This window comes from Nonomuraea sp. NPDC003709, from assembly GCF_040610775.1.
In the GTDB taxonomy this organism is placed as follows: Bacteria; Actinomycetota; Actinomycetes; order Streptosporangiales; family Streptosporangiaceae; genus Nonomuraea; species Nonomuraea angiospora_A.
In genome coordinates this window covers 87,559-113,673 of the sequence record NZ_JBEXMW010000012.1, presented here as the reverse complement: position 1 = coordinate 113,673, position 26,115 = coordinate 87,559, and the positions used below count along the sequence as shown (strand labels likewise).

The 26,115-nt window shown below is 68.8% G+C and carries 23 protein-coding genes; 9 read left to right on the top strand and 14 right to left on the bottom strand.

Going from position 1 to position 26,115, the window contains the following annotated elements; all coding sequences use genetic code 11:
• The first annotated feature begins 155 nt into the window (after positions 1-155).
• Positions 156-1,490, top strand: coding sequence for a family 43 glycosylhydrolase (locus tag ABZX61_RS33005; RefSeq protein ID WP_355200041.1), 1,335 nt, complete (start codon positions 156-158; stop codon positions 1,488-1,490).
• A gap of 19 nt (positions 1,491-1,509) precedes the next feature.
• Here the strand turns inward: ABZX61_RS33005 and ABZX61_RS33000 are convergent, their stop codons facing one another.
• Positions 1,510-2,169, bottom strand: coding sequence for a response regulator transcription factor (locus ABZX61_RS33000; protein WP_355200040.1), 660 nt, complete (start codon positions 2,167-2,169; stop codon positions 1,510-1,512).
• Positions 2,166-3,320: a histidine kinase gene (locus tag ABZX61_RS32995; RefSeq protein ID WP_355200039.1), complete on the bottom strand. Its 1,155-nt coding sequence runs from the start codon at positions 3,318-3,320 to the stop codon at positions 2,166-2,168. The genes ABZX61_RS33000 and ABZX61_RS32995 overlap by 4 nt, the downstream gene beginning before the upstream one ends.
• 163 nt (positions 3,321-3,483) lie before the next feature.
• On the opposite strand from ABZX61_RS32995, the gene ABZX61_RS32990 reads away from it, so the two are divergent.
• The gene (locus tag ABZX61_RS32990) at positions 3,484-4,386 is read left to right on the top strand and encodes an alpha/beta hydrolase (protein WP_355200038.1); all 903 of its coding nucleotides are present in this window, start codon (positions 3,484-3,486) and stop codon (positions 4,384-4,386) included.
• Between the two features lie 24 nt (positions 4,387-4,410).
• On the opposite strand, the gene ABZX61_RS32985 is transcribed toward ABZX61_RS32990, so the two are convergent.
• Complete coding sequence (locus tag ABZX61_RS32985; RefSeq protein ID WP_350731851.1) at positions 4,411-4,986, bottom strand: XRE family transcriptional regulator; 576 nt, start codon at positions 4,984-4,986, stop codon at positions 4,411-4,413.
• Positions 4,987-5,100: 114 nt separating this feature from the next.
• Here ABZX61_RS32985 and ABZX61_RS32980 point away from each other — a divergent pair, with 114 nt between their 5' ends.
• Positions 5,101-5,766, top strand: coding sequence for a class I SAM-dependent methyltransferase (locus ABZX61_RS32980; RefSeq protein WP_355200037.1), 666 nt, complete (start codon positions 5,101-5,103; stop codon positions 5,764-5,766).
• A 47-nt stretch (positions 5,767-5,813) separates the two neighbouring features.
• Positions 5,814-6,311 (top strand): DinB family protein, encoded by a 498-nt coding sequence (locus ABZX61_RS32975; RefSeq protein ID WP_355200036.1) that lies wholly within the window; start codon positions 5,814-5,816, stop codon positions 6,309-6,311.
• 194 nt (positions 6,312-6,505) lie between these two features.
• Here the strand turns inward: ABZX61_RS32975 and ABZX61_RS32970 are convergent, their stop codons facing one another.
• Positions 6,506-6,955, bottom strand: a complete 450-nt coding sequence (locus tag ABZX61_RS32970; RefSeq protein ID WP_355200035.1) for a cupin domain-containing protein — start codon at positions 6,953-6,955, stop codon at positions 6,506-6,508.
• Positions 6,952-7,344 (bottom strand): VOC family protein, encoded by a 393-nt coding sequence (locus tag ABZX61_RS32965; protein WP_355200034.1) that lies wholly within the window; start codon positions 7,342-7,344, stop codon positions 6,952-6,954. The genes ABZX61_RS32970 and ABZX61_RS32965 overlap by 4 nt, the downstream gene beginning before the upstream one ends.
• A gap of 113 nt (positions 7,345-7,457) precedes the next feature.
• Here ABZX61_RS32965 and ABZX61_RS32960 point away from each other — a divergent pair, with 113 nt between their 5' ends.
• A complete protein-coding gene (locus ABZX61_RS32960) occupies positions 7,458-8,027 on the top strand; it encodes a helix-turn-helix domain-containing protein (RefSeq protein ID WP_355200033.1) in 570 nt (189 codons plus the stop codon).
• Positions 8,028-8,059: 32 nt separating this feature from the next.
• Here the strand turns inward: ABZX61_RS32960 and ABZX61_RS32955 are convergent, their stop codons facing one another.
• The 4 genes from ABZX61_RS32955 to ABZX61_RS32940 are packed head-to-tail and all read right to left on the bottom strand — an operon-like array spanning position 8,060 to position 13,456.
• Positions 8,060-11,215 carry a DUF87 domain-containing protein gene (locus ABZX61_RS32955; RefSeq protein ID WP_355200032.1) on the bottom strand — a complete coding sequence of 1,052 codons (3,156 nt, stop codon included), beginning with the start codon at positions 11,213-11,215 and terminating at the stop codon, positions 8,060-8,062.
• Entirely contained in the window at positions 11,212-11,847 is a 636-nt protein-coding gene (locus ABZX61_RS32950) for a hypothetical protein (RefSeq protein WP_355200031.1), read from the bottom strand. The genes ABZX61_RS32955 and ABZX61_RS32950 overlap by 4 nt, the downstream gene beginning before the upstream one ends.
• A 2-nt stretch (positions 11,848-11,849) precedes the next feature.
• On the bottom strand, positions 11,850-12,947 hold the full coding sequence (locus ABZX61_RS32945) for a hypothetical protein (RefSeq protein ID WP_355200030.1): 1,098 nt from the start codon (positions 12,945-12,947) through the stop codon (positions 11,850-11,852).
• On the bottom strand, positions 12,947-13,456 hold the full coding sequence (locus ABZX61_RS32940) for a DUF4365 domain-containing protein (protein ID WP_355200029.1): 510 nt from the start codon (positions 13,454-13,456) through the stop codon (positions 12,947-12,949). Before ABZX61_RS32940 ends, ABZX61_RS32945 begins: the two co-directional genes overlap by 1 nt.
• Before the next feature lie 231 nt (positions 13,457-13,687).
• Between ABZX61_RS32940 and ABZX61_RS32935 the strand changes: the two genes are divergently transcribed.
• The 4 genes from ABZX61_RS32935 to ABZX61_RS32920 all read left to right on the top strand — a co-directional run bounded on the left by ABZX61_RS32935 (position 13,688) and on the right by ABZX61_RS32920 (position 21,183).
• Entirely contained in the window at positions 13,688-17,434 is a 3,747-nt protein-coding gene (locus tag ABZX61_RS32935; protein ID WP_355200028.1) for an AAA family ATPase, read from the top strand.
• 216 nt (positions 17,435-17,650) lie between these two features.
• Entirely contained in the window at positions 17,651-18,385 is a 735-nt protein-coding gene (locus ABZX61_RS32930) for a helix-turn-helix transcriptional regulator (protein ID WP_355200027.1), read from the top strand.
• Positions 18,386-18,688: 303 nt separating this feature from the next.
• Positions 18,689-20,167 (top strand): protein kinase, encoded by a 1,479-nt coding sequence (locus ABZX61_RS32925; protein ID WP_355200026.1) that lies wholly within the window; start codon positions 18,689-18,691, stop codon positions 20,165-20,167.
• 119 nt (positions 20,168-20,286) lie between these two features.
• A complete protein-coding gene (locus tag ABZX61_RS32920) occupies positions 20,287-21,183 on the top strand; it encodes a CAP domain-containing protein (protein WP_355200025.1) in 897 nt (298 codons plus the stop codon).
• Between the two features lie 11 nt (positions 21,184-21,194).
• Here the strand turns inward: ABZX61_RS32920 and ABZX61_RS32915 are convergent, their stop codons facing one another.
• The 5 genes from ABZX61_RS32915 to ABZX61_RS32895 are packed head-to-tail and all read right to left on the bottom strand — an operon-like array spanning position 21,195 to position 26,088.
• Positions 21,195-21,461, bottom strand: a complete 267-nt coding sequence (locus ABZX61_RS32915; RefSeq protein WP_350731865.1) for a hypothetical protein — start codon at positions 21,459-21,461, stop codon at positions 21,195-21,197.
• Positions 21,462-21,505: 44 nt separating this feature from the next.
• Positions 21,506-23,041, bottom strand: a complete 1,536-nt coding sequence (locus tag ABZX61_RS32910) for a glycogen debranching protein (RefSeq protein WP_355200024.1) — start codon at positions 23,039-23,041, stop codon at positions 21,506-21,508.
• Entirely contained in the window at positions 23,041-23,862 is an 822-nt protein-coding gene (locus ABZX61_RS32905; RefSeq protein WP_350731869.1) for a carbohydrate ABC transporter permease, read from the bottom strand. The genes ABZX61_RS32910 and ABZX61_RS32905 overlap by 1 nt, the downstream gene beginning before the upstream one ends.
• Before the next feature lie 10 nt (positions 23,863-23,872).
• The gene (locus ABZX61_RS32900) at positions 23,873-24,799 is read right to left on the bottom strand and encodes a sugar ABC transporter permease (RefSeq protein ID WP_355200023.1); all 927 of its coding nucleotides are present in this window, start codon (positions 24,797-24,799) and stop codon (positions 23,873-23,875) included.
• A gap of 2 nt (positions 24,800-24,801) precedes the next feature.
• Positions 24,802-26,088, bottom strand: coding sequence for a sugar ABC transporter substrate-binding protein (locus ABZX61_RS32895; protein ID WP_355200022.1), 1,287 nt, complete (start codon positions 26,086-26,088; stop codon positions 24,802-24,804).
• Positions 26,089-26,115 lie beyond the last annotated feature (27 nt).

Below are 26,115 nucleotides of genomic sequence, written 5' to 3'. Positions count from 1 at the left end.
TTTGTCCACAACGGCAGCACCTGCGTTCTTCTCCCTGTGACCCCACCTGCGCGATCGCGGGCTATTTTTTCCGGGTTATTGACGAAATATGAACGACTAGGCACACTCTCCGCAAGCTGCCCATCGGATGGGCGCTGACGTGGAGGACGTGAGTGATGACTGATGCCGACAACGGGTTGAACGTCGACCGGCGGTCCCTGCTGGCGGGCGCCGCCGGCCTTCTGGGAGCGGCGGCGCTGCCCGCGACCGCCGCGCAGGCGACGCCGGCGAACGCCGCCATGAAGCGATACCCGTCGAACTGGCCCGACCTCGAGCCCTACGGTCTCGCCGACACCCGGCTCGACCTGTGGCCGCGCGAGGACAACTCCTTCATCCTCCCGCTGGAACTCCGCCCCCATGACCAGGAGCTCGGCCGGGTCTGGATGCGCGACACCTACGTCAACTGCTTCGTCGTGAACGGCCGTCCCGTCTACGTCGCCACCGGCACCACCCGGGCGCCAGGGACCGCAGGGCCCGCCCCGTGGAACGACGGCATCTTCGTGTGGACCTCCCCGTCCCTGCGCGGGCCTTGGAGGCTGGCCGACACCACGGGCATCCGCCCAGGCGCCGAGAAGGGCAAGGTCTGGTCGCCCGAGTTCGCCGACGAGAACCGGCCCGGACGCACAGTGGTCGCTCCGTGGCAGGAGTACTGGAACGACGACCAGTTCGGCAAGCGCGGCGACGTCTGGGCCCCGGAAGTGCACTACTTCCGCGGCAAGTGGTACATCGTCGCCTGCATGGGCGACCACTCGAAGAAGGTCGGCTCGTTCATGCTGGTGAGCGAGGGCGGGGTTGAGGGCCCGTACCGGCTGGTCCAGGGCAACCACGACAAGCCCTTCGGCGACTCCTTCATCGGCGGGCCCGGCTTCATCCTGCCCGGCGCCTACCACCACATCGACGGCAGCCTCTACACCGAGGGCGATGACGCCTGGCTGGTGCTGCACAACCACCTGTACGCGAAGTTCCGGGACGACATGGAGGACATCGTCCCGACCACCAACCTCCCGAGCTTCCAGCAGGTGCCCTACGCGCCCGAGCCGTATCTCGAAGGCGCGTACGTGTTCAAGCACGGCGGCAAGTACTTCCTGCTCCAGGCCGCCTGGAACCGATCCTCGACCAATGCCGACGGCAGCACCCGGTACGCCTACGACCCCCCCGGCGCCGGTCGCACGCAGTACCACTACGACGCGGTCGTCGCCGTCTCGGACACGTTCGAGGGACCGTACTCGAAGCGGTGGACCGTGGGTGTCGGCGCCGGCCACAACAACTTCTTCGTGGACCACAGCGGCAAGCTGTGGGCGACATTCTTCCGCAACCCCAGATTCGGCTACTGGTCCGACCCGTCGCGCGTCGGCGACACGGCGGTGCCCGGGGTCGTACGGGTGGAATGGACGGGGCCGAAGGGCAACCGCCTGTACGTCCAGCGCCGGAAACACACGATCGACGACTGACCCGCACGGCCGAGGGGGCTCAGGTCACCAAGCCCCTGCGGTAGGCGTAGACCACCGCCTGCACGCGGTCACGCAGGTCGAGCTTGGTGAGGATGCGCGAGACGTACGTCTTGACGGTTTCCTGGCTGATCACCAGCGTCGCGGCGACCTCGCTGTTGGACAGGCCGTCGGCGATGAGGCGCAGCACCTCCAGTTCGCGTGGGGTCAGCGCGGCGTCGTCCGGCGTGTCCTCGGCGGGGCGGATCCGCGACGCGTACCTGCCGACGAGCTGCCGTGTCACCTCGGGTGCCAGCAGCGCGGCGCCGGTCGCGACGGTGCGGATGCCGTGCAGCAGCTGCGCCGGCGGGGCGTCCTTGAGCAGGAACCCGCTGGCCCCCGCGCGCAGCGCCTCGTACACGTACTCGTCCAGGTTGAACGTCGTCACCACGAGCACCTTGACGGGATCGGCCACCCCGGCGCCGGCCAGCAGGCGGGTCGCCCCGATGCCGTCGAGCACCGGCATCCGTACATCCATCACCACGATGTCCGGGTTCAGCCGGCGGGCGAGGTCGACCGCGGCGCGGCCGTCCCCGCACTCGCCCACCACCTCCAGGTCGGGCTGCGCATCGATGATCGTCGCGAACCCGGTGCGGATCAGCGCCTGGTCGTCGCAGACCAGGACCCGGATCGGCGCGGTCACGACGCGCTCCCGGCGGGGATGCGGGCCCGTACGTCGAAGCCGCCGCCCGCGCGCCGGCCGGCGCTGAACTCGCCGCCCAGGGCGTCGACCCGGTCGCGGAGCCCGGCCAGGCCCCGCCCGCTCCCGCCGGGAGAGCGGGTGCGGGAGCCGGAGCCGTCGGTGCCGACCTCCACGGTGATCTCCTTCTCGCCGTAGCCCACGCGGACCTCGGTATGACTGCCGTGGGCGTACTTGAGGGCATTTGTCAGAGCTTCCTGCACGACCCTATAGGCCACGAACTCCGCACTGCCTGCCGACTCCGCGGGCTCCCCCTCCTCGGTGAACGTCACCGGCTGCCCGGCCTGACGCGTCTGCTCCACGAGCGTGTGCAGATCGCCGGCGGACGGCGTACCGGCGTCGGTGTCGTGGTCGGCCTTGAGCAGGTCGAGCAGGTGCCGCAGATCGCTGATGGCCCGCCGTCCGGTGTCGGTGACGGCGGTCAGGGTCGCGTCGAGGCGGTCGGGCGCGGCGGTCAGGTAGCGTGCCGCCTCGGCCTGTACGACCATCGCCGTCACGTGGTGGGTCACGACGTCGTGGAGTTCGCGGGCGATGCGGGTGCGTTCGGCGGCGCGGGTGGCCTCGGCGACGTGGCGGCGGCGTTCGGCCTCGGCGGCCCGGGTGGAGCGCAACCAGGTCCCGATGCCCCACGCGAGGACCAGCGCCAGGTAGAACAGCGCGATGTCGGCCGGCGTCTCCTTCGAGCCGAGCCGGTCGAGCGCGAACATCAGCGGCAGGTACGCGGCGGAGAGCAGGATCACGGTGACGCGCCGGCCACGTTCCAGATGGGCGCCCGCGCTGATGAGCGCGATGGGCAGCGCGGTGCCGGCCAGCGCGTGATAGGCGAAGAGCTGGTCGAGGGCGAAGCCGAGCGACACCAGGACGAGACCGGCGGCCGGCCACCGCCGGCGCACGGTGAGCGGGAGACATTCGAGAGCGATCACGACGACGGCCAGCGCGTCGTAGGGGCGGGCCGGCAGGTCGCCGATCTGCGTCCCGCGGCCTTGGAACGCCGGCAGGAGTGACGCGACGGTCAGCAGCAGCGCGAACGGTAAATCCCGTACCGTGACGTCACACCGCCGCCACAGGTCCTTGACCCGGCGGAGATCGATCATCGGAAGAGCCTAGCGGTCACACCGTCGCCCGCGTGTCCCCCTTGCGAGCTACCTGCGAATGTCCACCGTGTGGTGACGATTCCGGGACCGTCGACTCCATAGCGTTACGACGTGGCACGGCGCCTCAGCCGCCGTGTGAAGACGTCTCTCGCTGGAGGACATCATGCTCCGCACATACAAGACTGCCGTTGTGGCCGCGCTGTGCAGCACCGTAATCAGCACGGCGGTCGCCGGCTGCGACAGCGACTCGCTGGACAACTGGGACCCGCTCGCCCCCACGACCCAGAAAGCCGATCCCGGCCCGATCTCCGGAACCAAGAAGATCGATGTCGCGGGCCGGTCGGTGAACGTGTCCTGTTCGGGCGACCCGGCGAAAGGCAGGCCGGTCATCATGCTGATGCACGGAGGGGGTGACGGGCTGGACAAGATGGCCGCCCTCCAGAAGACGCTGAGCAAGAAGAACCGGGTCTGTTCCTACGACCGGCTCGGCGCGGGCGCGAGCGACCAGCCGGATGGCCCTCAGGACTTCGCCGGCACCGGGAAGATCCTCACCGGGGTGCTCGACCGGGTCGCCGGTGACGGCCCGGTCGTCCTGGCGGGGCACTCGCTGGGCGGGCTGATCGCCGCCAGGTACGTCCCCGACCATCAGGACAGGGTCAAGGGGCTCGTCCTGATGGACACCACGTCGCCCACGATGGTGGACGACATCACGAAGGCGATCCCTGAGTCCGCCAAGGGTCCGGCGGCCGAGGTGCGCGCGCAGAACCTCGCGATATTCCAGGGTCAGAACCCGGAGAAGCTCGTCATCACCGACGGGAAGGTCCGCTCCGCCGGGAACATCCCGGTGGAGGTGATCCAGCATGGGAAGCAGTACCTCGCGGCCATCCCCACGTACGGACAGCGCCTGGAGCAGGCGTGGTCCGCGGGCCAGCGCAAGTGGCTCGCGGTGTCCAGCGCCAGCAAGCTGAGCACGGCCACCGACAGCGGGCACTACATCTACGTCGACCAGCCCGATGTCGCCGTCCAGGCCATCGAGCGCGTCACCTCGCAGGTGGCCGGCGAGTAACCGGCCGGCCGAGGGCTGCGACGGTCAGTGCCTGGACGGCGCCAGATGGGCGCGCTCTCCTTGCGCGCCGAACAGGGTGAGCAGCTCCGCGGGCCGCTCGTCGGCACTGCCGATCCAGTGCGGGATGCGGGTGTCGAACTCCACGGCCTCGCCCACGCCGACCAGGAACTCCTGCTCCCCGAGCACGAACCTGACCTGTCCGTTGAGGACGTAGAACCACTCATATCCCTCGTGGGTCTGCAGCTTCATCGTGGCTGATCGGCCGGCGGGCGGATAGATCACCTTGTAGGCCTGGACACCGCCGGCGCGCCTGGTCAACGGCACCATCACCAGCCCGGATCGCCGCACCGGCCGCAGGTGGATGCGCGGGTCACCGGTGGGCGGCGCCGCGACGAGATCGTCGAGCGGTACGTCGTGCGCCCGGGCCAGCGGCAGCAGCTGCTCCAGCGTGGGGCGGAGCTTGCCGTTCTCGAGACGGGACAGCGTGCTCGCGGTGAGGCCGGTCTCGTTCGCCAGCGCCGCCAGCGTGGTGCCCCGCGCCCGGCGCAGAGCACGCAGGCGCGGCCCGACTCCGGCCAGAACGTCTTCGGAGGTGTCCATGCCATCGATGATGCGGATCCGCAACTTTCCTTGCAAGCCCGCGATGACGGCGGCGATGCTGCCAGTACACCACCGGCGCTTCCGGATCACGCCGACCGACGAAGGGCAACTCACGTGGACACCACCCGACACCGCCACCCCACCACCGACGTCCCGAGCGACCAGGACGCCGAGCTGTTCTGGGAGCGGCACTACCGCTCCCGCCGTACCTGGGACGCGCGCGTCAACCCGCTGCTGGCCGAGACCGCCGCGCCGCTGCGCCCCGGCGCCGCCCTGGATCTGGGCTGCGGCGCCGGCGGCGACGCCATCTGGCTCGCCCGGCGGAGCTGGCACGTCACGGCCGTGGACATCTCCATCACCGCCGTCGAACGGGTCCGGGAACGCGCCCGCGAACTCGGCATCGCCGACCGCGTCGCCACCGAACAGCACGATCTGGCCCGAAGCTTCCCGGCCGGTCGGTTCGATCTCGTCTCCGCCCAGTACTTCCACACCCCGTTCCCGCTGCTCCGAAGCCAGGTCCTGCGCACCGCCGCGCAAGCCCTGCGCACCGGCGGGCTGCTGCTGATCGTCGACCACGGCTCCACCGCGCCCTGGTCGTGGAACCAGGACCCCGACCTCCACTACCCCACACCCACCGAGGTCGCCGCCGAACTCGATCTCGACCCCGCCCACTGGACCGTCCTGCGCGCCGACATGCCCCACCGCCGGGCGACCGGACCCGCCGACCAGATGGCCACCGTCATCGACCACATCCTGCTCATCCAGCGAACCGCCGGATGACCGCCCGAACCACACCACACGACGTCACGTCGAAACGGAGCGACTCGATGCCGGCAAACCGCGCGCAGCGATCCAAGGACACCACGCCTCCGCGGACCGGCGCCGACGAGAAGGCCACCCTGCGGGGCTTCCTCGACTACCTGCGCGACGCGGTCGCGGACAAGGTCGCCGGCGCACCCGAACCGCAGGTCCGAACCGGCGGAGTGCCCTCGGGCACCAACCTTCTCGGGCTGCTCAAGCATCTGGCGTTCGTCGAACGGTTCTACTTCCTCGGCGAGGACGCCGGCGACTGGCGCGCCACCATGCGACCGTCCACAGAAGACACCGTCGACGGCGTGCTCGCCGACTACCGCAAGACCGTCGAGCGAGCGAACCAGGTCATCGACGCCTGCCCAGACCTGGCCCTTCCCGCCCCGCGACCCCCACGTCCGGGGCCGGCACCATCGATGCGATGGGTCCTGGTGCACATGATCGAGGAAACCGGCCGGCACGCCGGCCACGCCGACATCCTCCGCGAGCAGATCGACGGATCCACCGGCCGCTGACGGATGCGTGGCAGGCGCCTCGGTTCGGGCGCCGAAACCCGCGTGTCACTTGGTCCAGATGGCGGCGTGACGGCCCAGCTCGGCGGAAGCCCTTGGCCTTGAGTTCTTCGCACCGGCTCTGATAGCCGGCGGCGGTCATACCGGTGCAGGAGTAAGCCAAGGTCGGCTCCGCGCGAGCCGGGGCCGCGGGCAGATCACGGGGTGGTGTCCGGTGGTGGACCGATGATCTGGTAGCCGTGGCGGGCGGCCACCTCGGCCAGCAGGCCGGGGTCGGTGTCACGGGCGGCGATGTCGGCGGCGAAGTGTTCGAAGCCGGCCGGCCAGGTCAGCTGGAGCAGGCGTAGCGGACAGTCCTGGCGGTTGGCGAAGGCGTGGGGCAGGTGGCGTGGCAGCAGGACGAAGGCGCCGGCTCCGGCCTGCCAGGTCTGGTCGCCGCAGTACAGCTGGACGGTTCCCGACAGCACATAGAACGCCTCGTCGTCGTGCTGGTGCACATGCCAGGGAGTGGCGAAATACGGCGGGCACTCCTGCTCGATCAGGGTCAGGGCCTTGCCGGTCTCCGACTCCCCCGCCTTCACGGTCATCGTGGTGCCGAGGAACCGATGGGTGGCACCGGCCCCGGCCGGCAGGTGGAGCGCGCTCATGGCCGCCTCTGCTGGGTGTAGAGCCGGATCTCGATGCCGTCGGGGTCGATGATGGCGCCGATCAGCCATCCCACGCTGCCTTCGGCGATGCCGGAGTGCTCCACACCGAGCGCGTCCAGGTGATCGGACCAGGCGTGGAGCGCCTGCAGGGTCGGCACGGCCAACGCGACCGGATCGAACCCGCTCAACCCGGCGGCCCGCTCGGGCTCCTCACGCAGCGCGATCATGAGCGTCTGGTCCGTATCGGCCAGCGCCACGCCGCGCAGCACGCCGTCCTCGACGAACTCGATCGCCACCTCGAGGCCGAGCACGCGCCGGTACCACTCCAGGCTCTTGTGCACGCTGGAGACGGGCAGCTTGACGTGGTGGAACCCGCCTAAGAGCACCATGCCCCACCTCTTTTGTAGTGCCACTCTAAGGTCATACTCTAAAGTGGTACTCTAAATCGGTGGAAGACGTCAAGAGTCCAAAGCGGCGCTCGGCACAGACCAGAAGCCGGATCGTGAACGCCGCCCAAGGGCTGTTCGTCGTGCGGGGCTACGCCGGAACGACCTTCCAGCTGGTCGCCGACGCGGCCGAGGTGTCGGTGCAAACGGTGTACTTCCATTACGGGACCAAGAGCCAGCTGCTCAAGCACGTGGTCGACGTCGCCTCCGCCGGAGACGACGAGCCCGTTCCGCTCCTCCAACGGCCCTGGTTCGCCGCCTTACAAGCGACCCGGGACCCGATGGAGGTCGTACAAGGATGGGTGCACCAGAGCGGGGTCATCCTCGACCGGGTCGCCCCCGTCCTGGCGGTGGTCCGCGACGCGGCGGCCGGCGACCCTGACATGGCCGCCCAATGGGCTGCCAACAGCGAGCAGCGGCACACCGCCCACGGGCAGGTCGTCGCCATCCTGGGCCACTTGCAGGCCCTGCGGCCCGACCTGACCGAGCACCGAGCCACCGACGTCACCGTCGGGATCCTGTCGCCGGATCTGTTCCTGGTGATGAGGCGGGAATGCGGGTGGACCACGGCGCAGTGGGAGGACTGGGCCGCCGACCAGCTCTCCCACGGCCTACTGTCCGCCTGACGACCAGCACCGCGCCATGCGCCGGTCCGGCGTCAGCCGGATGCCCGCTCGATGATCTCCTGCTCGGTGAGTGGATCCGAGGGATGATGGCTCAGGCACTGGCGTCCTCGGATGAGCACCTCGGATATGCCGTCGCTCGCGGCGTAGAACTGCCCGGTATCCAGCCGTCCGACCCGGTCGGCGTGGCCTCCGCGGGCCCGCGCCAGCCCCTTGACCACGTCGATCTGCGTCGGGCTGTTGATCCTCCCGATGAACTGGGTCGTGGCGTTCCCCGCGATGTGGTTGTGCAGACCGCGGGGTGTCTGGGTGGCGAAGACGAGGCCGAGGCCGTACTTGCGGGCCTGTGAAGCCAAGGTCAGCGTGCTGGCCAGCGCTTCGGTCTTCGGTGTCGCCGGTACGAGGGCCTGCGCCTCGTCCATCACGTACAGGCCGTTGAGAGGACGGCCGCGCGCCGGATTCCGTTTGATCCAGGAGAACAGGGCCATCTGGAGCTGATTGACGAATCCTGGTCTCGCCTGGTCGCTGAGACCGATGAAGCTGATGACGGAGACGCGGGCCCGCTTGCCCCCGGACGGGCTGAGCAACTGCTCAGGGTCGGCCGGCTCACCGCTGCCCGCGAAGAGCGGATCGTTGATCGTCGCGGCGGTGAGGAGCTGCCCCAGTTCGGCGGCGATCTGGTCCGCGCGGTCGATCTGGCTGACCTCCAGCGGCAGGGCGGCGAGCAGGCCGAGGAACGCGGTGAAGTCGCCGCCGCCCGAGCGGGCGAAGTGACCCAACGCCTGGCGGAGGATGGCCTTCCCCTTGCGGGCCTTGGCGCTTGCCCCGTCCACGTTCGCCCGGGAGGCGAGCGCTTCGACGGCCAGGCCGAGGGCGGAGTCCAGCTCATCACGATCATCGAGCACGGGCGCGAAATCGGGGAGCGGCTGGAAGGTCAGCGGGCGTCCACGGGAACGGCCCGGGGTCCAGATCACGACTTCGGTCTCGGCGAAGTAGCGCGCTGCTTTGTCCGCGTCCTCGTCGCTCCAACCAGGAGGCGGGCTGGGCCAGGGATCGCCCAGCCGGGCGAGGTCGTTGTTGGAGTCGAGCACTATCGACGACACGCCGTGCAGCGCGCACTCCTCGATGAGCCGCCGCAGGAACACGGTCTTGCCAGAGCCGGATCCGGCGAACACGGCCGTGTGGCGGGTGAGGAGGCTCAGCTTCAGTTCCAGATCGGCGCCGGTGTCCAGACGCCTGCCGACCGGGATGACCGCGGTGCGGTCGCCCGTGACCTCCGGAACGGTCCTCGCCGGGCGTTCGGATCCCGCCGTCGACGGCTGAGGCGGTGCTGGAACAGGAAATGTCAGCGCGCCGTACAGGCTGCTGAGCAACTCGGTGCCGCCGGCCGGACGGCGCGCACGCAGCCAGGTCTCGAACTCCGGGTCCTCATCGGCCGCCATCTGCCGCAACGCCTCGAAGACGCGCAGGTCGTCACCCCGTACGGCAAGTGACAGCCCGCCCCATTCCTTGAGCTGTGTCAGGCAGGCTTGCGTGGCCGGCCCGTCCGACCATGCGAGATTCCGCAGCACGACGAAACACCGGTCGGGCATCTCCGGCCCCAGGCCGGACGCCGCGATGCCGTCGTTCAGCCGCTTGAGTGCTGCGATGTGGTGCGACGCGCCGATCATCCGGAACGTCCAGTGGCGCTGCTCCTCGGAGTTGGGGTCCAGTGCCTGCCGCAACCTCGCGTGCAGGCTGGGCCGGCGGCCCGGCGGCGGATCGACGGAGAAGGCCTCGCCTGCTTTGTCCTGCTCCGTGATCCAGGCGTTGAGACCCGCGGTGAGCAAGGGCGGGGCGAGTTCGTCCTCGTGTTCCGGATCGAACGCGTTGGATACGTCGGCCCGTCCGTACAAGTCGGCGAACCGCGCGTCGAGCCGGGCCAGGTTCGTCTCCGGTACGGCGGGGACGGTCTCGGCAACAGGCGCCACCGCGGGAACCGGCTCGTCTCGATCGAAACGTTCCAGCGGACGTACTTCGCCTTCCGCCCGACATATCGCGACATGTGCGCTGATGAGGCGGAGCAGCGTCCTCGGCGTATGGCCCGGCGCTGTCGCGAACGCGGCAGGGGCGATGGGCCAGGCGGGAGAGGGAGGGGTGAAGCCCGCATGCGTGAAGGCCACGGCGAACCTCCGCTCAACCAGGTTCCGGGCGATGTCCGCGCTCGCGATCGTGGTGAGGATCAAGGAAGGCCGGAACCTGTCCTGCGCCGTGCCGATGGCCCGGTTCCTGATCAGATTCCACGACGAAGGCAGGCAGGCCACCAGGCACAACGTTCTCTGGGTGGCGTGCACCAGGGCCATGAGCCCGCTCGCGACCTCGTCGATCACGTCCTTGCGTGGCTTGGCATCGGGTGGCGGCGCGACGGAGTCCGGGGTGCTGGCCGCGCGGGAGTGTTCGAGGAGCGCGTCGATCTGATCCACCGCGATAACGCTGGGGCCGGTCAGCGCGAGGATCATCGACAGCTCGACCGCGATGTCATGCGGTTTCTTGACTCCTTTGCTCAGTCCCCAGGCTGCGCGGTCGCCTTCCTCGGCCTCCTCGGTCGACATCAGGTGATCGTAGGCGACGTCGAGGGCCGGGCCCGAGGCGACGGCGTAGAGGGCGAGCGCTCGGATGGTGTCGCGGCACCGTAGCAACTGCCTGTTCCGGGCCACCAGACCGTTCACCAGAGCATCGAGGTCTTCGCGGGTGATGCCCGTCCCGCGCTCGGCGGCTGCCCCGATCCGGCCATCGGCTCCCGCGAGAACGACCAGGGCACGCAGGGCCACCATCGCCTGGCTCGGGGCGTCCGGGCCCGCGGCCGAACGGCCGAGGTCCTCGACCATCGCGCTCATGGTCCGATGCCAGAAGTCGTCTCCGGCGCTGAAATCCACGAGAAAGAAGTAGCCGCCGGCCTGCGCGATCTTGCCTCTGACCCAGCCGAGAAGGTGAGTCTTGCCGGCGCCTCCCTCACCCTGGATCACGACGCCGAGCGGGCTGGTCCGGGAGGCCGCGGACGCCTCGTCGATACCGTCGAGGATCAGCTGTTCCGCCCGCGGATGCATCCCGTCGATGTGGAAGGGTGGCGGGTTCCAGGCATGCTCGGCCGTGGTCGCCCAGTTGAGGACCCTGGAGATCGCGCGTAGTGCCCGTTCCTCGGTCTCGTTCATCGCGCCTCGATCGCCAGCAGATGCTTGCTCACACCGCCTACGACGACGGCCGATTCCCTGTCCTCGTCGGTCAGGGTCTTCTGGTCCGCCTCCGGTACGAGATGGACGTCCGGAAGTCGTTCCAGTTGCCGCAGCGCCTCGTCGATCTCCTCCCGGGGGACATCTCCCAACTGTGCGCGCAGATGTGTCAGGAGCACCCAGTCCTGCGGTTCGCGAGCCAGGTGCCAGTAGGCGTCGCGGATCGCCTTGGTCGGATCGTCCGGAGCCGGGGCCCCGCCTTCGCGGGCCTTGACGACGAACTCGGCCAGGCTCAGATCCGCGGCGTCGAGGTAGCCCTTGATCATGCGGAGGACGCCGTAAAGGGTGCGGCCGAGCGATCCTCCGCGGTCCGGAGCCGAGCCTTCCAGCTCTGTCACGCACCAGGCCCAACCGTCCTCGGTGAGCGTGTGGTGGTAGGACCTGCCCGGCTTCTCGCTTGTGACGAGACCGAGCTTGTTCACCCGGCGCCGGGGCTCTCCGTCGAGCGTGTTCCCGACATGGGCTCGCAGCTCCGGATTGGACGCCGTCCCGCCGAGCATCATCAGCCCCAGGAGCAAGGCCCGCTCCCGGGTTCCGAAGGCGGTGTTCTTCATGATCAGCTCTCCTCGGATCGATCGTCCACAACGGTGTGGAAGCTGGTCGCTATGAGTTCCCGGCGGCCGTTGACGTCCTTGAGCGTGCCGGCCGCATGCACGAGGGTCCGGTTGCGGTGCGCTTCGACGGCCACGTCGTAGGCCGCCTCGTCGGGCAGGCGCACCCATATGGAGCCGCGTGGCTCGCCGTCCCCGATGGCCACCTCGCCGCGTACGTGGACACGGAACCGGTCCTCACCACCGTTGTCGAAGAGCGTGCCGATGAGGCCTGTGACAGAGGCGCTCTCGCGGTGGAGGCGCCGCAGCCTGTGGGCGACGCGGCGCAACAGGGTGCCGGTCTCGGCCTCGAAGACCACCGTCCGCGCGGGGACCTCGGAGGGCAGCGCGCGGGCCCAGCGGAAGCCGACCTCGAACCGGGTCCCGGGATCGGTGCCGGCGAATCGCGCGAGCGCGACGCACAGGTCGGCCGACACGCCGTCCCGGACCGTGTCGTCGAAGACGCTGATGTCGCCGGTTCTGCGTACCTCGGCGCTGGCTTCGCGCAGGAGCAGCGTGGCGCGCTGCAGCAGGGTCAAGGTGCGGCGCGCCAGCGGAGGATCGCCGGAATTCTCCCCGTCCAATGGGATGCGTACCGTGAGGAGGTCCCCTGACGGCACGATCGGTCCGATCCAGACGCGGGCGAGCAGATCACGCACTGCTTTGGGGGCCGTGCCGTCGAACACCGGCCGAGGTCCGTCCAGAGCGGCACGCGCCGCCGCGCTCAGGGCGGCGTGCGCGCTGTTGAGGGCTGTGACCGCGTCCACCAGCCCGAACTCGCCATCCATGGGGACGATCGGTGCGCGATACCACTGGACATCGGCCATGGGCGAGCTGATGTCGGATGCGATGTCCTCGACAGAGCGGTCCTCCACCCTCGCCAGCAGCGAAAGGGTCTCTCTGAGACGCCGCGGTCCGTCGGCCAGATGGTCCGCTCCGGGCACCAGGATCTCGTGATCGCCCTCATGCACCCAGACAGCCGCGCCCCTCCAGCCCTCCGGCTGGCGAACCCAGCCGGTAGCGGCCAGATAACTGCTGACATCGGCGACTGACACGTTCCTCATCAGGCGAGCGGTCCCGTGGGCGCTCCGACGAGCTCGCGTAACGCGCGGACCGTGAGAACGTTCCCCAACGGCACCTGGATGGGGACCTGCCGTTTGGCGCTGGGAGAGGCGATGGGCCGCTCCCCCTCGAACCCGCGGTAGTAGCAGAGCCGGCTCAACGTCAGCCCCTCGGTCTCCACGCGTGCGTATCGGTCGCTCTCCGGTGGGACCACGACGAGGAAAAGGTAACGGGGAACGAGAAACGGACCGGCGACGAGCTTGTTGTACTGCACCTCGTCAAGCCCGCGAAACTGCAGATCCGGGCCCTTGCTCAGCGGCTTCGACCACGACTTGACCTGTACCTCGATAGCGGGCGAGGAGATGTACCCCGTTCGTCCGGCATATCGAAATCCCAGGTCGATGCCGTCATGGTCGAGATCGTCCTTGTAGACGAGAAGGCCCGCGGCCGAAGCGAGCACCCTCACATAGTCCTCGGCGAACTTCCCTTGATGATTCCGCTGGTCCAGCACGCAGTCTCCCTCACCAGCCGACCGCTTGATCCGCACGCTAGAGAGTATCCACAAGGCGGCCGAGAGGAGAGGGAGTTTCGCTTTGGCGACGCATGAGACGCATTTTCCCGATTTATTATCGGTCGCCCTGAATATGGCAATTACCTGCAGCCATTTCGGGCCGGCGGCGCACATCTCGTACGGCGACTCTACCGTTAGCGTGATGCCCCACTTCGAGAGAGGCGGTCACCCATGGACTCCCCGGACCAGGTGCCGCCGGATGCGCCCGCGCATCACGAGGACGTTCAACTGCGAGCACACGCCAGCGGACAGGGCAAGGTCTACCAAGCAGGTCGAGACCAGCACTTCCACTACGGAGACGGGGCACGCACCCGTACGGAGCCAGGATCCGTCGTCAGCGAGTGCCCTTATCCGGGCCTGGCTCCGTTCACCCGAGAACGCGCTCGATGGTTCTTCGGCCGCGACCGCCTCACCGCCGACCTGATCGATCGCCTCGATCGACGTCAGCGAACGGGCGGGCCACAGATGATCGTGGCTTCCTCAGGAGCGGGAAAATCGTCGCTCCTGAGAGCGGGCCTGCTGCCCAGGCTGGAGAACGGGGCGTTGCCGGGCTCGGCCGAATGGGCGAAGATCCTTTTCACCCCCACCGCCAGACCTGTACACGCGCTTGCCACGCACCTCGCGCCGCTCCTCGCGCAACCTCCTTCGGTCGAAGAGCTGGTCGGCAACCCTCAATCGTGCGTCACCCTGCTGGACGACCGGCTCGCCGGCGACAACGGCCTGGTCCTGGTGGTGGACCAGTTCGAAGAGCTGTTCACACTCTGCGGCGACGTCGAACAGCGACGCACCTTCGTCGAACTGCTGAGCCGGATCGCCGCTCCGCGCGCCGACGGACCGGCGCTGGTCGTGCTCGGCGTACGGGCGGACTTCTACGCCGCGTGTGCCGACTTCCCTGCCATCAAGACGGCCTTGCAGGACGCTCCCTTGGTGGTCGGCGCGATGACGGTTGAGGAAGTCAATGAGGCCATCGTCTTTCCCGCCCAGAACGTCGGAATGGACGTCGAACCTGGCCTGCTGCAACTGCTGCTGCGTGACCTGGGGGCGGACGGCGACGGGCTCGGCGGGTATCAGGCGGGCAGGCTGCCCCTCCTGGCTCACGCTCTGAGAGCCTGCTGGCAGCAGCGCAATGGCGCCACTCTCACAGTGCGGGGCTACGAGGTTGCGGGCGGGATCCAGCACGCCATCGCCACCACGGCCGATCGTGCCTACAACAGTCTGGACGCGGCCGGGAAGCGTATGGCGCGCTCGCTGTTCCTGCGGCTGACCAGGATCGGGAACGGAACGGATGACTCCAGGCGGCGGCTGTCCCGAACGGAGCTGATCGGCACCAGCGCCGACCCCGGATTGGCCGCGACCGTGGTGGACGTGTTCACCAAGGCTCGGCTGCTCACGCAGCACCACGACGCCGTGGAGATCACGCACGAGGCGTTGCTGCGGAGCTGGCCGCAGTTGCGGCGTTGGATCGACCGTGATCGCGCCGGGCAGCTCGTCCAGCAAGAGCTGGAGGAGGCCGCGACCGCGTGGCAGCGAGAGTTCCGCGACTCGTCGAGGCTCTATCGGGGCAGCCGCCTGGCCGTCGCCAACAGATGGGCGGCAAGAGCAGCTCCAGACGATCTGGCCCCCGTCGTCAAGGCGTTCCTGACGGCCTCCGTGGCCCAGGAACGCAGGACCGCCAGGCGGCGTACCGCCATGGTCGTCTTTCTCGCCGTGCTCTCGCTCCTGGCCAGCACCGCCGCCGTCGTGGCCGTCGACCAGCGGAACAACGTCGCGGCACGTGATCGGGTCAATCTGGCCCGGCAGCTGGCCGCCAAAGCGGAGGCGCTGCTGACGACACGCCTGGACACGGCCCAACTCCTGGCGGTGGCCGCCTACGAACTGGATCAGAACCCTCAGACGAAGGACGCGCTCTTCCAGGCGACCACCTCCAGCCCGCATCTCAGCAGGTACCTCTACGCCTCATCGCGCGTGACGGCATTGGGTTCTTCGGCCGACGGCCGCTTCCTGGTGACCGGCGCGCAGGACGGCAACGTACAGCTCTGGGATCTCAGCACGACCGCCGGCCAGGCCATCGGCCGGCTCAGCAGGCCGATCACAGACGTCGGCGTGGACGCCATCGGCAACACGGTCGTCTTCACGGACGGAGCGGCGGTGCGACTGTGGCGGAAGGAGACCGGCACTCGGAACGTTCCGGGGCCGGACGGGTTCCGGCCCACCGCAGTCGGCGTCAGTCCCACGCACCGATACGTCGTCGTCGGCTACTCCGGGAGCGACACCTCCGCCTATCCGTCACGGGTGGTCGTGCACGACGAGAGCGGCAACCGATCACATACGGCCAGGTCCGAACTGGACTTGTCCACCCGGTTCGGCGAGATCGTCTTCGCCGGGGACGATGAAGCAGTCATCTACAACGGCCTGACCGCGTGGGAGCGGTGGTCGCTGCCGGCAGTGACCATCCGTTCTGCCGCGCACGGTTGGGTACGCGTCGACACGCCGTCGGTGACGGCCATCTCCCCGAAAGGCCGGCACTTCGCAGCGGCGTGGGGCGAGACCAGGGTGCCGATCTGGAGAACCAATTCGGCGATATCGAACCTGTCCGACGGCGACCTGGCCGGAGTCACCTCAGGAGCCAGCCCCAATGCACTCGCGATCAGCGCCGATGGCAGGCGACTGGCCGTAGCCGACACCGGAAGAATTCATGTCTCGACCACTTCCAAGAACGAGCCGTCCAACCCGGAGGTCCTGACGGGAAGCAGTTCCATCAACGACATGGGACTCGCCTTCCTCGGTGGCGGCTCGGACCGCCTGGTGTCCGCCTCAGGGCGAACCCTGGCGATATGGGACCTCAATCAGGTGACCCGCTTGAGTCAACGCATGCCCATCCCGCTGAAGTGGTCCTGCATGGCGTGCAACGGACCTGCCCTCGCGGTGCGAGAGGGCGAGGACGACGTTCTGGTGACGAGCGAATCGGGCCAGACGATTCTCGCCGGCGTCGGCAGCGCCCCGTTCCGGAACAGGCGGATCAAGGGGAAGTACGCCCACGCGGCATGGAGTCCCGACGGGAAGAGACTCCTCCTGATCAAATACAGCGGCGAAATCGAGATTCGTACCCCTGCCCCCGATTGGCCGACCGCCGGAGCTTGGGACACGCGCCAGGAATCCATTCTCGGAGCGGCCTGGACATCGGACGGGCGCGGCATCGTCATCGTGCCTGACTCAGGCGACATCGTCCTCATCGATCCCGGCACGGGCCGCGTCGTCCGAACAGTCCCGCACTCTGCTGACCGTCAGAAGAACCTCAGCCAGGAGCATGGCTACAGCGGGCCCGCTCACATAGACCCACAGACGATGACGGTGGCCATTGAAGATTCCACGGCGGGAGCAATCCGGGATGTTCTGCGCGTCATCGACATGGCTACCGGCCGGGAACTGCTTGTCCGGGGCGACACCATGGTCGGTGTCGCCTTCGCTCAGGGGCATCTCCTCATCCAACGAGTGACCGGCGATCTGGAGATCAGGGACGCCCGCACGACCAAGCTGATCCGCGTGCTCCCCGAAAACGGGCACTACGTGAACGGGCTCTGGGCCAGCCGGACGGGAACGGTAGCCCGCCTGCGCTCGGACGGAGCGGTTGTCCTGACCGACCTCAACACCGGATCGGATATCGGAAAGATAGAGGCGCCTCAGGAACGACGTGAGGTCAGGACGGGGCTTGCCTTTTTGAGCCGGGGAAGAAGGCTGGTCGCGGTGACGAAGCCCGGCCCGGAGAGAAGCGCGAGGCTGGTGGTTTGGGAGTATGGCGAGGACAAAATGCTGCAAGCCGCCTGCGCCACGGTCGGACGTACACTACTCCCCGAGGAAAGAGTGCTGTATATCGGCGCTAACTCGCTGGGACGGCTGCCTTGCACGAGCCCTCGTTGATGGGACGCAGGCGGCCGGACGAGATTGAGGCATTTGTCGGACCTGTCATCACCCGCGACCGGGAAGCGTCTTGGGACATGGGCTTTTGAAGCGGAATCCTTGGCGAAGTAATAGATGAGCGGCCGCCCGTTACGGAATCCTTGAGCAGGCGAGAACGCCGCAGCCCGCCATACCGGCTGCTCCCCTGAAGCGATCAACAAGTGCGATGGCGGACCCGTGGAACAGCTGGAATACCGAAGGCTCATCAAGGTGCTGGAGCAAGTGGCCGGGGCCCGGAAGGGTGAGCTCTATCCGGTGCTGGCCGAGGCCGTGGCCGTCCATCTCGGGTGGATCGACGCGTTCGTGGCCGAGAACCCCGCATATCTGGCGCTGGGAAGTGACGGCGAGGAGCAGTACCTCACCATGTTCCGGCCGGACTTCGTGGAGGAATACGTCGAGCGCTGGCGCTGGAACAATCCGTTCGCCTCGCGCGACGGGATCGCCTGCCTGAGCCGCCACGGTGTGGCGACCCTCGGACGGCTCCGCCTGCGGGCGACCGAGCCGGAGCGGGACTTCGCCGACACCTTCCTGCGCCGCAACGGCATCGACGACATGCTGAAGATCGTCGTCAGGTCCCCGGCCACGGGCGCGGTCAGCACGCTGGGGGTGCCGTTCGACGGTGATCGGCGCGCCATCGAGCCGAGCGACCTGCTGATGGCGGCCACACTGGGCCCGTTGCTGATCCCGTACTTCGACGCGAACCTCGTACCGGCCTCCGTGCGGGACCTCACCTCGGGTGAGCGCGACGTGGCCGAACTGGTGGTGCTCGGGCTGGGCCACAAGCACATCGCGCGGCGGCTGAACGTCAGCGAGAGCGCGGTCGAGAAACACCTCACCCGCGTCCTCGAGAAGACGGGATGTGGCAGCCTGACCGAGCTGACCGCCCAGTGGAATCGCCGTCCGATGAGCTGACCGGACGCGAATGAGCCTCCCGTTTGACGTACATCCGGGACGGGGGGTTCGTCAAACGGGAGGATGTCCAGGACGGAAGGCATGCGGAAGGAGAAGCCGCGTCGCGCATGCTACGTTGTGCCCTTCCCACCACGGGCTTCGCCGCAGGCCCGGCTCCTGGACACAGCAGTCGGCTCGTACGGCCAGCCCATGCGACACCTCATCTCTGGAGGAACAGCCAGTGGAGAAACACGCGCCCACCGGGTCCAGACCGCGGAAGGCCCACTTATGCGACGATGACGCGTCCTGCCGCATGGCGACGGCATGACGATGATGCTGGCAGGCCGCTACTCGCTGATGTCGCAGCTCGGACAGGGCGGCATGGGCACGGTGTGGCTGGCCGTCGACGAACTGCTGCGGCAGCAGGTCGCCGTCAAGGAAGTACGGCTGCCCGCCGATCTGGACGAGGCGTCCCGGGCCGAGCTGACCGAGCGGACCCTGCGTGAGGCGCGGGCCGCGGCGCGGCTGCGTTCGCATCCGTCGATCGTCACGGTGCACGACGTCGTCATGGACAGCGGCCGGCCGTGGATCGTGATGGAGCTGGTCAACGGCCGTTCCCTCGACCGGATCGTACGCGAGGACGGGCCGCTGCCGCCCGCCCAGGCCGCCTGGGTCGGGCGGCATGTGCTCGACGCGCTGGCCGCCGCGCACGCGATGGGAGTCCTGCACCGCGACGTCAAGCCGGGCAATGTTCTGCTCACCCAGGACGGGCGGGTGCTGCTGACCGACTTCGGCATCGCCACCGTGGCGGGGGACGCCGCGCTGACGCAGACCGGCCTGCTGAACGGCTCGCCCGGCTACATCGCGCCGGAGCGGTTGCGTGGCGAGGCCGACGGCCCGGAGGCCGACCTGTGGTCGCTGGGAGCCACCCTGTACACGGCGGTGGAGGGCAGAACCGCCTACACCGGCCCCAATGGGGCGGCCGTGATGGCGGCCGTGCTGCTGCACGAGCCCGCTCCCCCGCAACGGGCCGGTTCGCTCACGCCCGTCCTCGCCGCGCTGCTGGTGAAGGATCCCCGGCAACGCTGCGGCCCCGCGCAGGCGGCGGCGTGGTTGCAGGCGGTGGCCCAGGGCGAGGTTCCCGCGAACACCCGCCCCACGTCCCGGCGGCGGCCCGCACCCACGTGGCGCCGGTTCGCCGTCGTGGGCGGCGCGCTGGTTCTCGCGCTCTCCCTGACGGCGGGTGCGGTGATCTGGGGGATGACCCGTCTCGGCGAGAGTACGGGCGCCCAGCCGACGCCGGCCGGCGGCACCACGACGCAGTCCAAACCCGTGTCGTCCTCACCGGCCGGGAAACCGCTCTTCGGCACCGGCCTGCACTCCTGCAAGGTGCTGACCGCCGCGCAGGTCCGCACGCTGCTCGGCGCCACGCTCCAGAGCGACCATCGCGACCGGAAGATCTGCCAGTACTTCGGCACCAACGGCTCCTACGCGACCGTCTCCCTCTACCGGGTCGACACCCTCAAGGGAGCCAAGGCCAACTTCGTCGGCATCAAGCAGACCTTTCAGGATCTGCGGGACGAACATCCGGACATCGCGTTCGCCCGGACTCCGGTGGTCGGCGAGGAGTCGTTCGCCTCCGTCTACCGGACGAACGGCACGTACGTGGCCAACATGGTGTTCCGCATGTCCAACGTCACCGCCACGTTCAGCTACAACGGCCCGCGGCCGGGGACGAAGGCCATCGGGCGTGCGGCCGCGTCCGTGGCCGCGGCGATGGAGGCGGCCCGCCCGGCACGTTGATCGGCGCCGGTGGTTGAGATTACTCACAGGGCGAAATGTCCGGATTGTCATGACAAGTCGGTAATGGATCAGGCAGAATGCGGGACCACCAGCGTCTCCCTCCACCGGAGGAAATCCTCATGCGTCGACCCCTAGGGGTACTCGCCGTCGTCGCCAGCCTCGCCTCCTGCGCCCCGTCCACCGGCGGGGCGGCCGGAGCGGCGCCCGAGATGACCGCGCCGACCACCCCTCCGACGCAGACCGAGGAGGCGACTCCCGAGCCGACCGCCGAATCGGACAAGTGCCGCGTGAGCGTGGCCAGGCCGGGCATCTCCGCACTCAGGATCCAGACCTCGGCCGTCCGCCGCGGCTGTGTGCGCCCGGCGCTGCTGCGCATCCGAGTCATGCGCGCCGTCCCCGGCGACGATCCGGTCGTCAAGAGCGGCGCCGCCAGGAAGGACCGCATCACCCTGAAGCTGCCCTGCAAGCCGGGCACGTACTACGCGGTCGCCACCGACTACCGCGGCGGCACCGCCAAGTCCAAGGCCGTACAGCTGACCTGCGCCACTCCCACTCCCACTCCCACCCCCACGACGCGGGATACGGGGGCGCCGCCGGTTTCCGAGACGAAGAAGACCGCCACCTCCGTCGGCACGGCACTGGAGAAGGAGGTCGTCCGGCTGACCAACGCCGAGCGGGTCAAGGGCGGCTGCGACCCGCTCAAACACGACGCGCGGCTGCGCAGGGCGGCGTTCGGGCACTCGGCCGACATGGCGAAGAACGACTACTTCGACCACGACTCCCAGGACGGCCGCGACATGGTCGACCGCATTCGTGCGACCGGCTTCACCGGCTCGACCCTGGCCGAGAACATCGCCATGGGGCAGCGGTCGGCGGCCGAGGTGGTCAAGGGCTGGATGAACAGCGACGGCCACCGGAAGAACATCATGAACTGCTCGTACACCCTCATCGGGGTGGGCGCGGCGAAGGACGCGCAGGGGCAGATCTACTGGACGCAGGACTTCGCCGCCGGCTGATTCCCAGCCTGTCACGAGAGATCTCTGTCCTCACCGTGCAGGTGATCCTCGAAGGTGGGGCGTCGATCCGCCGTACGCGACCACACGATCAGGGCAACCAGCCGGAAGGGAGCCAGTACGAGCCTGAGCACCCGACGCCCCAGTCGACGGATCAACCTGAAGAGCTCCTTGAGCGTCTCCCAGGGACGTCCCAAGGCCACGACGGCCAGGAGGAAGGCCATGCGGCCGAAACCGATCCCTGCAAAGTCGTCCGGGTCGTCTCGCTCCTTCTTGCTCACCACCGATCCTCCCGAGCTGGCCCGGTGAACAATGATCCATCAAATCAGCCCTCCTGGGCGAGGTCCAGGAAGAGAGCGGCCGACCAGCCGAAGGCGGTCGTCGCGCGGCCCGCGCGACGACCGGTCAGCGGGTTCCAGTACTCGTGGAGGCCGCCACCGTCGCGGACCATGGCCAGCGTGCGCTCGCGCAGCTCGGCGGCCGTCTCCTGATGCCCCGAGCGGCGCAGACCGTCGATGAGCAGGTAGTTGACGTTCAGCCAGACCGGTCCGCGCCACATGGCCTCGGGGTCGAATCTCGGGTCGTCGAAGGCGACGGTCGGCACCGGACGCTCGGCCCAGAAGCTCGGCGAGCGCAGGCCGGCGACGAGCCGGTCCGCGATCCCCGCGGGGAGCCTCCCGGTGAAGAGCGGCATCAGGTCCAGCGGGGTGCGCACGTCCGCCTCGCGACCGCCGACCACGGTGGCGAACCTCGTGCCGTTCCACCGGCGCGCGATCATGCGGTCCACCAGGGCCTGCGCCCTGGCCCGCCACGGCGCGGCGTCCTTGCCGAGCGCCTGTGCGATGTCGCCCAGGCGGTCGTACTGGAGGGCGAGGTAGGCGTTCAGGTCGGGCGGCTCGGCGCGGGGGCCGCCGTCCCAGATGGGGCTGTCGTCCAGGCCGGACGAGTACGGGTGCAGGTACTCGGCCAACCCGTCGCCGTCCGGATCGGAGCGGGTGAACCACCACTCCTGGGAGCGGGCCAGCGGCTCGTACACCTCGGCGAGGAAGGCGGGGTCGGGGTCCACCTCGTGGATCTTCCACACCGCCCACGCGGTGAGCGGCGGCTTGGTGACGGGGACGGCGTCCCCGATCGGCCCGCCCCCGACGTGCTCGGCCAGCCTGGCCAGATCGGAGCGGGGCAGGTCCGTGGTCTCGGCCAGCGCGCCGTGGTCGTGTACGACGTCGGGGATCAGGCCGTCGGGGCGCTGATGGTCGAGCAGGATGCGGATCTGCTCTCTGGCCAGGGCGGGGTCGGCGTGCCTGAGCGCGATGGCGTGGAAGTAGGAGTCCCAGTTCCACAGGCCGACGTAGCCGTTCTTGGAGGGGACGAGTGACTCTCGGCCCTGGATCCGTACCAGGTTCACCGCCAGCGTCCACCACGCGTCCTCCGCGCGCTCGCGCAGGTCCGCACGTACGGCGGGCATGCGGGCGAACCAGTCGCGCCACCGGGCGGCGGCCGCGTCGAGCACCGCCGCCGCGTCGTGCGTCGCGCGATCCGGCCCGACGAGGGTGACGCAGCCGTCGATGTCGGCCTCGCCGCCGTCCCACACGGCCCGCGCGCCCGCACCGGTCAGGACGAGGGTGTCCGGGTCCGCGAAGGCCATGGCCACGCCGCCCGCGAACTCCACGCGGTCCGGCAGCACCCGCAGCACCGGCAGTTCGCCGCTCCCCGAAAGGATCCGCAGGCCGGTGAGCACCTTCGTGTCGGCGAGCCTGGTCTCGTACCGGGCTCTGGCGATCCAGAGCGAGCCGTCGTCCGCCGCCATCACCAGCAGCCGCGAGCCGCGGTCGGTGAACGGGCGTTCGCGTAGGTCCGGCATCAGCGACCTCCCAGGCCGGAAGCGGCCATCGAGTTGATGATCTTCCGCTGGCCGATGAGGAACGCGATGAGCGTCGGCACGACGGCGATCGCGGAGGCGGCCAGGATGAGCCCGTAGTCCACGGCCGTGCGCTGGCCGGAGAACTGGCTGAGCAGCAGCGGCACCGTGGCCAGCTCGGGCGAGTTCAGGAAGATCAGGGGGAAGAAGAAGGAGTTCCAGGACGCGAGGAAGGCGATGATGCCGAGCGCGCCGAGGCCGGGGCGGATGTTCGGCAGCACGACGTTCCAGAAGCAGCGCCAGCGGCCCGCCCCGTCGATCCTGGCGGCCTCCTCCAGCTCCACCGGCACGGCCCTGATGAACTGGCGCAGCAGGAACACCGCGAACGGGTTCGCGATGCTCGGCACGATGAGCGACAGGTGCGAGTCGATCCAGCCGAACCTGGCCAGCATCAGGTAGAGCGGCACGACCGTCACCTGCGCGGGCACCATCTGCGTGGCCAGGAACACCACGAACAGCACGCCGGAGCCGCGGAACCTGATCCGGGCGAAGGCGTAGGCGGCCATGGCCGAGGTCAGCAGCGTGAGCGTGACGTTCAGCGCGGCGATGTAGAAGCTGTTCCAGTACGCGGTGCCGAACGGCACCGCGCCGAGCGCGTCGGGGTAGTTCTCCCAGCGCCACGGGTCGGGCAGCCAGTCGAGCGGGTTGTTCAGCATCTGCCGCACGCCCTTGAACGACGTCAGCAGCATCCAGACGAACGGGAACAGCATCGCCAGCCCGCCGAGGGTGAGCCCGGCGTGCAGGGCTACCTGCCTGGGTCGCATCCCGGCCCCCTCACGAGTCGTAGTGGACGAGGCGCTTCTGCGCCGCGAACTGGACGAGCGTCACGAGCAGCGTCAGGACCAGGAGGATCAGCGCGGCGGCGCTGCTCATGCCGAACTGGAAGTCCTTGAAGCCCAGCTCGTAGACCTGGTAGACGATCGTCCTGGCGCCGTCGTTGTCCTCCGGGTCCACCAGCACGTAGATCTGGTCGAAGGCCTGGAACGAGCTGATCACCGCGACGACGGTGGAGAAGAAGATCGTCGGCGAGAGCAGCGGCAGCGTGACCGAGCGGAAGATCCGCAGGCTGCCCGCGCCGTCCATGCGAGCGGCCTCGACGATCTGCGGCGGGATCGTCTGGAGCCCGGCCAGGAAGATCACCACGTTCAGGCCGAGCGACGACCAGATCGTCACGACGGCGATGGCCACGATCACCCAGCCGGGGTCGCCGAGCCAGTCGGGAGCGCTGATGCCGAACCAGCGCTCGAGCGACGAGTTCAGCACGCCGTAGTCGTTGCCGGCCAGGATGATCTGCCACATCAGCGCGACGGCCACCGAGCTGGTGACCACCGGGAGGAAGTACAGCACCCGGTAGAAGCCGCCGCCTTTGACGTTGTTCAGCGCGACCGCGATGAGCAGCGCGAAGACGAGCCCGAACGGCACGGTCAGCAGCGCCAGCTTGACCGTGTTCCACACCGCCAGCCCGAACTCGGGATCGGAGAGCTGGGCGGCGAAGTTGTCGAAGCCGACCCATTCCTTCTGCCCGAGCCCGTCCCAGCGCATGAACGCCAGCACGACCGCGAAGCCGAGCGGGAAGACGAGGAACACCAACAGCGCGGCGACCTGCGGCGCGAGGAAGAACGCGGCCCACCAGCCGTCGCGGTTGCGGACGGGCCGCGCCCGGTGGAGCGTGCGGGGCCGGGCCCGTGCGAGGACGGTCACGGCTAGCCCAGCTTGCCGTCGACGAGCTTCTGGAGCTGGGTCATGCCCTCGTCGAAGCCGACCTTGCCGGTCCACACCTTCATCAGGTGCTCGTTGATGTCGGCGGTGAGGCCGGGCACGGCGACCTCCTCGGGGTAGTTCGCGAAGCCCGTGTCACGCACGTCGAGGAAGGTCTGGGCGTGGGCGGGGTAGCCGTCGGCGAGGACGATCTGCTCGGCGCCCTTCACGGACGGCACGGCGCCGCCGTCCTTGAGCCTGATGAGCTGGCCCTCCTTGCCGACGAACTCGGTGAGGAAGGTGAACGCCTGCTCGGGCAGCTTGGTGTCCTTGTTGAGCGCCAGGTAGGAGGCGGCCACCGCGCCGGGCATGGGCCCGCCGGTCTGCGAGGGGAACGGCACGATGTCGTAGTCGTCCAGCTCGCCGCCCTTCTTCAGGGAGTCGATCATCCACCGGCCTCCGGCGTAGAAGCCGGCCTTGTGCTTGAGGAACTGCGTGCTCGGGCCGTTGCTGTCGGGCAGCAGGTCTGCGCTGAGGAAGGTCTTGTCCTGGTAGCCCTTGGCCAGAGTTTGCAGAGCCTGGCGTGCCTTGGGGTCGGTGGTGGCGACGAACTTCCCGCCGTCCCAGACCTTCCCGCCGAAGCCGTTGATCATGGAGTACGTGGAGCCGTACCAGTTCCAGAAGATCGACCCGGCCTTGCCCGCCGCCTTGAGCTTGGCGTTCATGTCGAGGTACGTGGCCATGGTCCACCGCCCGGCCTCGTTGAGCGCGGCGGGGTCCTCGGCGATGCCGGCGTCCTTGAGCGCCTTCTTGTCGAACCAGAGCACCTCGGGGTTGGTGTCGTTGGGGACGCCGTAGATCTGGCCGTCCTTCCTGGCGCCGCCGTAGATGCCCTCGAAGAACTCCTCGGGCTTGCTCTTGGAGGAAGGGCCGGCCAGCTTGTCGTTGAGCGGGGTCAGCACCCCGGCGGAGACGAACTTGCCAATGTTGTCGTCGCCCACGAAGAACACGTCGGGAGCGGTCTTGCTGGTGAGCTGGGCCAGCAGCTTGGGGTGGTAGTCCTCGTACTTGGCGACCGGCTCCAGCTTGAGCTTGATGTCGGGGTGGCGCTTCTCGAAGTCCTCGGTGAACTTCTCGTAGAGCTTGATGTCCTCGGCCGATCCCCAGGTGGACCAGCGGACGGTGACCGGGCCGGATCCGCTGCTCATGCCGGGGACGTTCCCGCCGCCGCTGCCGCTGCACGCGGTCGTCGCGACGGCGAGGATGCCCAGGACTGCCAGGGCACGGTTCATGGTCGGCTCCTTACGGGGGTTTGCGTG